Source organism: Flavobacterium sp. HJJ (assembly GCF_015351475.1).
In the GTDB taxonomy this organism is placed as follows: domain Bacteria; phylum Bacteroidota; class Bacteroidia; order Flavobacteriales; family Flavobacteriaceae; genus Flavobacterium; species Flavobacterium marginilacus.
The window spans coordinates 12,053-22,885 of record NZ_JADKPR010000007.1 but is presented as its reverse complement, the minus strand read 5'-3'; the positions used below and the strand labels follow the sequence as shown (position 1 = coordinate 22,885).

Sequence of the window (10,833 nt, the reverse complement as noted above, 5' to 3'; positions counted from 1 at the left end):
TTTTTTATGTTAATTCAGGATTAATTCAAAATTAAACTATTATTTTGCGCAATTATAAAATAATGTTCCGTATACCTCCAAACATGAAAAAATTCCAATTCTCCAAACCGCTCCTAAATTTTCTTTTAATTGGCTTGTCAATTCTAAGTTTTAGCCGCTTTGTATTGTTTTTTATTTTTAAAAACCGTGTTGCCGAAACTCCGGATTACGGTTACATTTTTCCAATAGGACTTCGGATGGATCTCATTGTGCTGTGCTATCTTCTTTTTTTGCCTTTGGCATTAACAGCTTTAGTGCCCGATTCTTTTCTGAAGAAAATCCAAGGTTTTTTGACCGTATATTTCATTTTGTTTTTGACACTGATTCTGTTTATGGAATTGTCAACGCTTGATTTTATTAATGAATATGACACTAGGCCTAATAAATTATTTGTTGATTATCTGATTTATCCGAAAGAGGTTGTCGGAACTTTGCTCAAAAGTTATCTTTCGTCGATTTTTGTTACCGTAATTGTCTTGGCAGGGTTTGTTTATGCATTAATCCGTTACCGAAAACCGCTTTTTGAAATTAGAGAAACCAATTATAAAACAAAGTTATTAGTATTTCCTCTAATTGCTTTTTTTGTGTTTTTTGGAGCAAGATCCAGTCTGACTTCCAAAAGACCTATTAATGCCAGTAATGCTATTTTTTCTACCGATCACCTTACCAATTCGCTTGGGCTAAATTCATTTTATACGGTTACGTTTGCTTTGTATTCAATGAAAAACGAAATTAATCCAGAGAAAATGTACGGGAAAATGGATTATGCCGAAGCTATTTCGAGGGTGAAAAAATATATGGATGTAAAACCTGCCGATTTTACAGACGATTCTATTCCGTTACTGCACATTCAAAAAGCGGACAGCATTAAAAAGAGACCTTACAATATTGTCATTATTTTGGAAGAAAGTCTTGGGGCAGAATATGTAGGTTCGCTTGGAGGTTTGCCACTGACTCCAGAATTCGATAAACTGACGAAAGAAGGAACATTATTTACCAATTTATTTTCGACAGGAACCCGAAGCGTGCGCGGTATTGAGGCGGTTGTAACTGGTTTTCTGCCTTCTCCGTCTGAAAGTGTAGTGAAGCTGAATAATTCGCAGCGAGATTTTTATACCATTGCCTCATTGCTGAAGCAAAAAGGATATGATACCAGTTTTATTTATGGCGGAATGGCCAATTTTGATAATATGGGATCTTTTTTCAGCGGTAACGGATTTGATAAAATCATCGATGAGGATGATTTTGATGCACAAAAAAGCGCTTTCCACGGAACTTGGGGCTGGTCTGACGAAGATGTAATGGCAAAAGCCAATAATTATTTTAAGAGTCTTGGAAACAAACCTTTTGTATCGCTAGTATTCTCCTCTTCAAATCATGAGCCATTTGAATTTCCTGATGGAAGAATTGCTCTTTATGATAAGCAAAAGAATACGGTAAACAATGCCATGAAATATGCAGATTATTCCATTGGCCAGTTTTTTAAACAAGCCCAAAAGGAGGAATATTATAAAAACACCATTTTTCTTGTAATTGCAGATCATAATACCAGAACCTACGGTAAACATTTGGTACCAATACATAAGTTTCACATTCCGGCATTAATTATTGGTCCGGGAATACCAAAAGGTGGGAAGTACAATAAACTGTGCAGTCAGATTGATATCCAGCCTACTGTACTGGGAAAAATCGGATTTGACACCGAAGTTCCTATGGCAGGACGTAATTTATTTAATTTACCTGACTCGTTTCAAGGGCGTGCGATGATGCAGTTTAATGATATCAATGCTTTTCGGGTAGGAAACGAAGTTGTCATTATGCAGCCGAATAAAGAGCCTTTGCAGTTTCATGTTGAAAAAGATACCATTTTTACCCCCGAAAAACTGAACAAAGATTTAGCTAAAGATGCACTGGCACATGTGATTTCTCCTTTCTATTTGTACAATCAGCAAAAATATAAGCTTAGAAATAATTAAGTGAAATTATAATCGAAATTGAACCTAAACATAATTATATGTTTGGGTTTTTTTTGTCTCATCTCAAAAAAATGCAAAAATAGTTATGAAACCAAAAAGGTGCGTATATATTTGCAACTAATTGGTTTTGTAATAAAAAAAGTAAAATGAGAAGAGATATTTTTCAGGCAATAACAGATCCAACAAGAAGAGCTATTATCGCACTCATTGCGCTGCAGGCTATGACGCCTAATGTTATTGCAGAACATTTTGACACTACACGGCAGGCTGTTTCAAAGCATTTGAAAATTTTGGCAGAATGTGAGTTAGTGAAACAGGAACTGCAGGGAAGGGAAATTTATTATAGTCTAGAGATAGACAAAATGAAAGAAATAGACAAATGGCTGGAGCAGTTCAAAAAGATTTTGGAAACCCGTTTTAACCAATTGGATGATTTATTAGTAACTTTAAACCTAGTTCGATTATTAATACGCTGATTTTATTGATGTTTATAATCCTGCAAGTTTTTTTTAAACCTTGTAGGTATTGCTATTAATGAGTTACCAGTAATTTAAAACCAAAAAAGGTGAAAACAATAATTATAATACTGACATTTATTTGTTCTTTTTCTTTTTACGGACAAAATAAAGAAATTGACAAAGATTGTAGAATCATACAATTTGTAAACAAAGATTCTATAAACAGTATTTCAAAATTAACCCCAATTTACAATAAGAGAGGTTTTTATTTAGTCACAAATGGAGTTTATGACTTTGTAATTGATGGGGAAAAGTATTTTCAATCTATACTACTGAAAATTGAAAATGATAAGTTTTATATTTCTAAAAATTGGCAATCAAATGAACAAAGCGAAATAATTACAGATTCAATTGCAATATCAATTAATCAAGAAATTCAAATTAGAATGGTGTCTATTGATAAAGGTGTTGGAAATATGCCGACTAAAACAAATTTGAAAAAATATAATGTAACAATTATTCCAACAGATAAATACTGTAGATTTGAGAATGTAGAAATATTGAGCAAAAGCGGAAAACATTTGGGTCATTATTATTTCACTGAAATAGGTTTCAAAAAATTAAAAATCGTGAACGAAATTCCTTTTCTATGTGAAGAAAACGGAGAATTTATATTAAGAAGAAACTAAACTACTGGTAATACTTGCTACAAGAGATTTGGGCATTTGGTTTAATTTGAAAATGGTCTTGTATTTGGGAAATTTTGGCAAATCCGAAAACAAGGCTTAATTTAATCCCAAACCTCTTGTAGCAAGGGAACGTTATACCTACAAGGCCATGAAAAAGACCTTACAGGATGAATCGAAAAGAACATAAGTTGTTGATTGTTTGTTTTATATCGATAAAATATTAATCGAACTCAGGTTTTAAAATAATTTAGTGATGAATACTAAACTGATTTTCGATTTAACTGTGGACAAAGAAACGCACACAGTACATGTAAAAAAAAGAATTTGAAGCTGGATTGGCATCGGTTTGGGATACTTTTACTAAGGCTGAATTACTGGATCAGTGGTGGGGGCCGAAACCTTGGTTTACTGAAACAAAATCAATGGATTTTAAAGAAGGCGGACAACGATTGTATGCGATGTGCGGACCAGAAGGGGAGAAACACTGGGCATTATCGGATTTTACTTCTATTTCGCCTAAAGCTAATTTCAAGTTTTTAAGCGGTTTTTGTGATGAAAATGGAAATATAAATAAGGAAATGCCTCTTTCTAAGTGGAATATTGATTTTATTGACAAAGAAAATACTACATTTGTTACTATTGCTATTAAACATGAAACTTTGGTCGATCTGGAGAAAATAATAGCAATAGGTTTCAAAGAAGGATTTACTATTGCTTTGAACGGACTGGATGAATTTATTACTAACTCTAAAAATAATTAATAATGAAAAACAAAATTTTCTTCGTTTTGAGTCTTTTATTTGGTCTGATGTTTATCAACGCAGGTCTGAATAAGTTTTTTTATTATATGCCAATGCCCGAAAATCTGCCTGAAAAAATGCAGAAGGCTATGAACGCTTTTACAGAAATCGGCTGGATTATGCCGCTTGTCGGCGCGGCTGAGGTTTTGGGTGGGGTGTTGATCATCATACCAAGATTTAGAGCTTTGGGAGCTTTAATCATTTTGCCGGTTTTGGCTGGAATTCTCCTTACAAATATTGTCCAGGATACCAGCGGACTGCCTTTAGTATTAGTTTTAAGCGCCATTTTGATTTCGATTATGTATCAAAACAAGGAAAAATATTCAGCATTGTTTTAAACTAAAAAACAATTTGAAATATCATAAAAATGCCCCCAAAGATTTCTAGTTTTTGGGGCATTATAATTTTGACCCCTCTCTTCTATTAAATTGAAGTTCTGCTGTTTAATTAAATCTTCGTTTTGATAGTTCCATTTAAGTTGACTGCAGCTTTAAAACTGATTTTTCGATTTTCGTTTACAATATCTGATCCGTTTAAAGTAAGCTGAAATACTTGATATTGATAACTTCTTATTGCATCATACTTTTGTTTGGAGATGGTAAATTCGAATTCACTGCTCCCTTTTTTTAGCAGAATCGGTGTGTCAAAAAATGGGACGAAATAGGTATTGTCATTTATATCGCTCCGATGATAAATCTGAAGACTGGTGTCAAAATTGATCTGAGAATCTACAGTTCCTTTGACCACTAAATTTCCATTAACAAACTGGGTATTATCATCAATTTTTGAATTTAATTTATTCAGTATTACTTTTTCCATTATAAGCTTTTTGGCGGTTATGGCTAACGGTGCTTCTACACTAACATCATAGGAAATTTTAGCAGCATCATTAATTGTATTTTCCCCCGAGCTAACTCCTTTGTTAAGAGTAATTGTTGGATTTAAAATTAATTTATCAATATTCAAAACATTAAAATTAGTAATCTTAAAAGTATAACTGTCAGGGTCGCTGTTTGGAATTGAGATTAAACTAATTGTTTTTGGCGTACTGTTTCCTTGGTAATAGCATAAGCCTCCATTTGAAAAATTTAAATCAATAGGTACGTTTAAACCGGTTTTATTCAGGTGAACTTTGACTATAACTTCATTGATTGCCATTTCACTGTCGGAACTGCCTTTGAAATTGCTGGGTACAGAAACAGGCAATGAAATTTGATTTGACGGAAGTTCCATTTCTCCAAAAAATCCATTAATAGCTTCATAATTCTGGCCAATATCAAAATCTATTGAAGTTTTTACAGTACCATTTGCAGGAGATGCTGTTTTGTAAATACTTAATTGAATGCCAACAGTTATATTTGGACTGAGGTTCAATGTGTATCCGCCGATATCATCTGAATAATTAAAAATCTGGGTTCCTGTAATTGGTCCTAGAGTTTTAGAATAAGCAATTCCATCTTTAACTAATGATGGTATTTTTATTGTTATGATAGATTGTGAGTTACTGTCTGCGTCTAAATTAAAACTAATTTGGGCACCCGGTTTTAGCGTAATATTTTTAATTACTGCATTGTCAGGTAATATAGTTTCTTTAAGAATTAGTGATGCGATGTCAAGATTTATGGTTTGTTCAGGAGCATCGAAATATATATTTTTTGGTGCTTTTTTGTAGTCGGTAAAATAGTTCAATTTATTCAGATTTATTTCCGCCGGTTTAGAATTAAACACAGGTAAAGTTATGTTCTCTATATTGTAATTGCTCGAAGTAGTATAGCTAAGACTGTAAAGTCCGTCTGCATCTTTTTTGGTTATAGTGTTTGGAGGCATAAACTTGCTTAATGGCATATCTGCCTCAGCCAAAGCTCCAATCATTGAACCGGAAGCTTCAACAGAATCGATAGAATTTATTTTATCCAGTTCGTCAGATATACCGCAGGAGGTTAATAAAAATATAGTAAAAATGCTGATTAGTAAAGAGTATTGTTTCGTAGAAAGGCTCATGCTTATTTTGTAGGTTTTTAAATTTATTGGGGGAAATTATTATTTGTTTTAACCTTGGTTTAAATCATACTGGACGGGTTTTGGAACCTTGTTTTTCCACACCCAGCTTAAACCGAACTGTAAGTCGGCAGACCGCATTTTTGAAGCATCAAATGCTCCTATGATGTTGTTTGAAAAAAGATGCATCTGCAGTACTTTTAGTTTCATAGACATTCCCATTCCTATTCTAAAAGGTCTGTCTTTGTTGTAGCCTGCATTCATTGTAAATTCAGAGAAATCGCCGCCGTTTAGCGTTCCGGCAACCGTTGCTCCCGGATAGGAGAAGGTATTGTCTGCTATATATGCATCTGCTAAAATAGTTGTGTGAAACCATTTTACAGGCTGATAAGTAATTCCTGCATTAAGCTGTGTATTTAAACTTGTTTTGAAAGAATTTGTCTGTGCAGTTCCATTATTAATTATTGGATCCAGATATAAATCATACTTCTTGGTATTATAGTCATACTTAATAGGATAAAAATCAGTGAGTGTAACTACGGTATTATAGGTTAATGGATTGTTTCCCCAGTTTATATATCCTAAATCGTTGAATCCAGCAAAAGCTTTAGTCTGTTTGTTGATTGTATATCCAATGCCAAAATCAGCTGCAAAACCAATATTTTTGGTTAAATTATCTACCATCATTGTTTTGACATCGTTTTTGTATGGAGTCAAATCCTGATTGTAAGCTTTATCGACAATTGGATTTAAAGATGAGGTTCTGATTTTTGAATTTATATCAAATGAGTTTCCGTTTTGAGCTGCAGTAACAATCAGTTTTGAGGAATAGAAAGATGCATAAGCGACACCTGTCAGGTATTTTAGCTTACCGCCCAGATTCCATTTTTTTCCAATTTTAGAGGTATAACCCATAGCTATTTCACTCCATCCCATAGCTCTTATTTTAGAATTGGTCAGATTGGAAACGGTAGGATTTGTATTGTCACTCTCTTCAAAAAAAACAGCAAGAACATTTTTACTGACCATATTCGTAGCAGCAGACGTTTTGAATCTTTGTGAAATTTCGATTCTGGAACCTTTTTTCCCGACTTTAAGGTATACATGCATTAAACTCATATTAGCTCCAGCGAACAAGTTTGAGTTTTTTGAATTTTTCATTCCGTCAATTACTGAGTTTAGATTTAAGACACCTCCGTGAATTGATGAAGTAATGGTCCCCAGATTTAATGCCCCGATTTCTATGTTTCCTCCAAAATCCACAGGGAGTATGGATACAGAGTTTTCCACTGTAGTTGAATCAGGTATCAAAACAGGATTAATTAATGTTGACTGGTAAATTCTTCTAAGTCCTAAAGATCCGTTAAAGGTTTCTTGGGCATAAAAATCATTGTAGAAAAAAATGAGAACATACAGAATTAATAAATTTAAAAACTTCATTGGGGGCTGTGATATAATGACTAGTACAAACTTTAACTAGAATATTACTTTAGGGCGTAATTTCCTGATAATTTGATGGGTATAAAACTAGAAAAGATTATCTATTAAATGCAAATTAAATCGTTATAATTAATTTTTTTATAACAAAAAGAAGTTAAAGACTACAAAAAAGGTGTTTGAAGTGTTTTTTTTACTGATAATGAACTGATAATTTATTGAATTTTCATACAAATAACAAAGTACCAGAGTAAAAACTTACTATTTGTAATTCTTTTGAAATCAGGAAGATATACTCTAAATGAGAATTAATGAGCTGTTTAGTTTAAAAAATAACTGATGGCTGTCATTTTTAAGTGTTTAGATTTTTTTAAATAGATGCCCTTTGATAATTCTTTCATTAAGCATAGAAATGAAAAACGCTGCAAAACTAAAGTCTTGCAGCGCAATCAAATTAAATAATAAAAAAAGGGTATTTTTAGCTGCTGAAAATTTATTCCAATATCAGTTCGGCTAAAGCTTCTTTACTGAACCCCACAAGCTCATTTGTTTTTCCAGCTTTTATTTTAACAGTCCAGTTGGGGTCAGAAAGCAGCGGTCTTCCAACGGCGGCTAAATCAAAATCGCCTCTGTCGAAACGTCTGTTTAGTTCGTCTAAGGAAGCTGGTTCAGAACTTTCGCCCGTAAAGGCACCAAAGAAATCACTGGAAAGCCCGATAGAACCAACCGTAATAGTTGCAGCTCCGGTTACTTTTTTGGCCCAGCCTGCAAAATTCAGATCCGATCTTTCAAATTCAGGTTCCCAGAAACGGCGCTGTGAACAATGCAGAATATCAACTCCAGCATCAACTAGAGGTGTAAGCCAGGCATCTAATTCCTGAGGTGTTTTTGCCAGTTTATAATTGTAATCCGAAGGTTTGAATTGAGAGAAACGCATAATTACAGCAAAATCATTTCCAACTTGTTTTCTAACTTCTTTCACCACTTCAATAGCAAAACGATTGCGTTCTTTTATGGTTTTTCCGCCGTAAATATCGGTGCGTAAATTGGTTTCAGGATTGAAAAACTGGTCAATCAAATATCCGTGGGCACCGTGAATTTCGATGGTATCAAAACCTGATTTTTTAGCATCAGCAGCTGCTTTTCCAAAAGCAGTAATGGTATCTTCAATGGCTGCCTCAGTCATCGTACTGCCATTGATAGTACCAGATTTGCTTAATCCAGAAGGACCTTCGAAAGGAACCGGAGGCACCCAGCCCGAATGATGATTGTCCATAATTCCCATGTGCCAGATCTGCGGTCCCATCTGACCGCCTGCTGCGTGAACTCCATCAATCACTTTTTTCCATCCATTCAATGCTTCATTTCCATAAAAATGAGGAACATTGGCATCATTTGAGGATGATGGCCTGTCGATAACTGTCCCTTCAGACAATATCAATCCCACTTCGCCCTCGGCTCTTTTTTGGTAATAAGCAGCAACCGCATCAGTCGGAATTCCGTTTGGAGAAAAAGAGCGCGTCATCGGTGCCATCACGATTCTGTTTTTAAGATGCAGCGACTTCAGGCTGAAAGGTGTAAATAAATTATTGGTACTCATGATTATTTAAAATTTAGATTATTAATTTGTTTTGGTTTTACCATTAAGAAATAAGACTCAATCTGTTTTACGGTTTACAAACCGTTTTTTTTACCATTAAGATATTAAGGGAATAAAGACTTAATCTATCTTAATGTCTTAATGGTTTATAAATCATTTACTATTACAATTAAGAAATAAAACTTAATTTCCCTTAATATTAATGGTTAAATAAAAATTACCTCCAGCCGCCGCCCAATGCGCGGTACAATTCGGTATTGGCTGTAAGCTGCTGTCTTTTAATATCCGCCAGTTCCAGTTCGCTCTGCAGTAAACTGGCCTGAGCAGACAAAACTTCCAGATATTCTGCCATTCCGTTTTTGAACAGCATTTTAGCATTTTTAATGGCCAATTTCAAGGTTTTTACACGTTCCTGCAGAATAGATTCCTGCTGGTTCAATTTTTCCACTTTTACTAAAGCATCCGATACTTCACTGACTGCGGTTAATACCGACTGCCTGAAATTTAAAACTGCTTTTTCTCTTTCGGCAGTCGCAATACGGTATTGGGTTTTCAGTCTTTTATTATTCAGCAATGGCTGTGTCAAACCACCGGCCACAGTTCCGAATAACGAAGCTGGTATATTGAACCAGCTGCTGGATTCAAACGAATTTAAACCGCCCTGAGCTGTGATTCTTAAAGCAGGATACAAATCGGCTTTGGTGATTCCAACATTGGCATTGGCGGTTTTCAGGGCCAATTCAGCACTTTTCACATCTGGTCTTCTGCTTACGATTGAAGACGGAATTCCGACTGATGCATTGTTTTTTACTTCAACTGCGCTAAGAGCAATGCTTCTTTTTTTAGAATTAGGAAAAGAACCTGTCAATACGCTCAAAGCATTTTCCTGAATGGCAATGTTTTGTTCCAATAGCGGCACCAATTGCGTCGCATTCAGTTTTTGCGCTTCCGATTGCTGAATAGCCAATGAAGTTACCTGTCCGGCATCAAATTTTAATTTGATGATAGTAGTGGTACTGTCAATCAGCTGTACATTTTTCTTGGCGATATCCAATTGAGCATCCAGCATCAAAAGATTGTAATATCCTTTAGAAACATTAGCTACAACAGTAGTCTGCAGTGCTTTTTTCACTTCTTCCGACTGAAGGTAACTGGCAAAAGCGCCTTTCTTCTGGTTTTTGATTTTTCCCCAGATATCTGCTTCCCATGAAAGTGAAGCCCCCGCAGAATAATCTTCAAGATGTTTCATACCCAATGCCTGATTCAGGTTCATTCCCGTAAAACTATTGTCTGACGGATTATTGGTATTGGCAGTTACCAATAAATTCACCTGCGGGACATTTCCCCATTTCGACTGCGTAAATCGGTATTGCGCAATTTCGATGTTTTTTGCAGCGATCTGCAAATCGTTATTTCTGGTAACGGCACTGTCAATCAGCTGCACAATATCTTTATCGGTAAAGAAATTTTTCCATTCTAAATCACCAATACTGGCTGTATCTTTTGAAACCGATGCATTCCTGAAATTCTCAGGAAATGCATCTTTTGGCGTTTCAATATCCTTTGAAACCGAACAGGATATTATTGTGACAATCAGAAAGGTAATCATCACGGTTTTGGTTATATATTTTTTCATTTTTACTTTATCGTAATTAAAATTTATTTTAAACACATAGAAGCATAGGATGTATAGTGTTTAAAAAGAGCTGTATAGACGTTTCACTTTTTCATAGTCCGTCTATGTGGAAAATAGTACTATTGCTATTTATTCTTTTTATTAGTCTTTAAATCTATGTATCTATGTGGTTCATTTTTTATTTATAGAATTACACCAAA

9 protein-coding genes are annotated in these 10,833 nt (G+C 34.6%); 5 read left to right on the top strand and 4 right to left on the bottom strand.

Annotated elements, in window-relative coordinates; genetic code table 11:
• Positions 1–83: 83 nt before the first annotated feature.
• From IRZ80_RS07400 to IRZ80_RS07380, 5 genes are all read left to right on the top strand, one after another.
• Positions 84–2,015, top strand: coding sequence for an LTA synthase family protein (locus tag IRZ80_RS07400; protein WP_194640922.1), 1,932 nt, complete (start codon positions 84–86; stop codon positions 2,013–2,015).
• Between the two features lie 146 nt (positions 2,016–2,161).
• Positions 2,162–2,491 (top strand): ArsR/SmtB family transcription factor, encoded by a 330-nt coding sequence (locus IRZ80_RS07395; protein ID WP_194640921.1) that lies wholly within the window; start codon positions 2,162–2,164, stop codon positions 2,489–2,491.
• Positions 2,492–2,580: 89 nt separating this feature from the next.
• Positions 2,581–3,162, top strand: coding sequence for a hypothetical protein (locus tag IRZ80_RS07390; RefSeq protein ID WP_194640920.1), 582 nt, complete (start codon positions 2,581–2,583; stop codon positions 3,160–3,162).
• 335 nt (positions 3,163–3,497) lie between these two features.
• On the top strand, positions 3,498–3,923 hold the full coding sequence (locus IRZ80_RS07385; protein WP_228520834.1) for an SRPBCC domain-containing protein: 426 nt from the start codon (positions 3,498–3,500) through the stop codon (positions 3,921–3,923).
• A 2-nt stretch (positions 3,924–3,925) separates the two neighbouring features.
• The gene (locus IRZ80_RS07380) at positions 3,926–4,300 is read left to right on the top strand and encodes a DoxX family protein (protein ID WP_194640919.1); all 375 of its coding nucleotides are present in this window, start codon (positions 3,926–3,928) and stop codon (positions 4,298–4,300) included.
• Between the two features lie 109 nt (positions 4,301–4,409).
• Here IRZ80_RS07380 and IRZ80_RS07375 read toward each other — a convergent pair whose 3' ends face one another.
• From IRZ80_RS07375 to IRZ80_RS07360, 4 genes are all read right to left on the bottom strand, one after another.
• A complete protein-coding gene (locus IRZ80_RS07375) occupies positions 4,410–5,963 on the bottom strand; it encodes a hypothetical protein (RefSeq protein WP_194640918.1) in 1,554 nt (517 codons plus the stop codon).
• A 48-nt stretch (positions 5,964–6,011) separates the two neighbouring features.
• Positions 6,012–7,400, bottom strand: coding sequence for a DUF5723 family protein (locus tag IRZ80_RS07370; RefSeq protein ID WP_194640917.1), 1,389 nt, complete (start codon positions 7,398–7,400; stop codon positions 6,012–6,014).
• A 490-nt stretch (positions 7,401–7,890) separates the two neighbouring features.
• On the bottom strand, positions 7,891–8,997 hold the full coding sequence (locus tag IRZ80_RS07365) for an NADH:flavin oxidoreductase (protein WP_194640916.1): 1,107 nt from the start codon (positions 8,995–8,997) through the stop codon (positions 7,891–7,893).
• A gap of 217 nt (positions 8,998–9,214) precedes the next feature.
• A complete protein-coding gene (locus IRZ80_RS07360; RefSeq protein ID WP_194640915.1) occupies positions 9,215–10,633 on the bottom strand; it encodes a TolC family protein in 1,419 nt (472 codons plus the stop codon).
• Positions 10,634–10,833 lie beyond the last annotated feature (200 nt).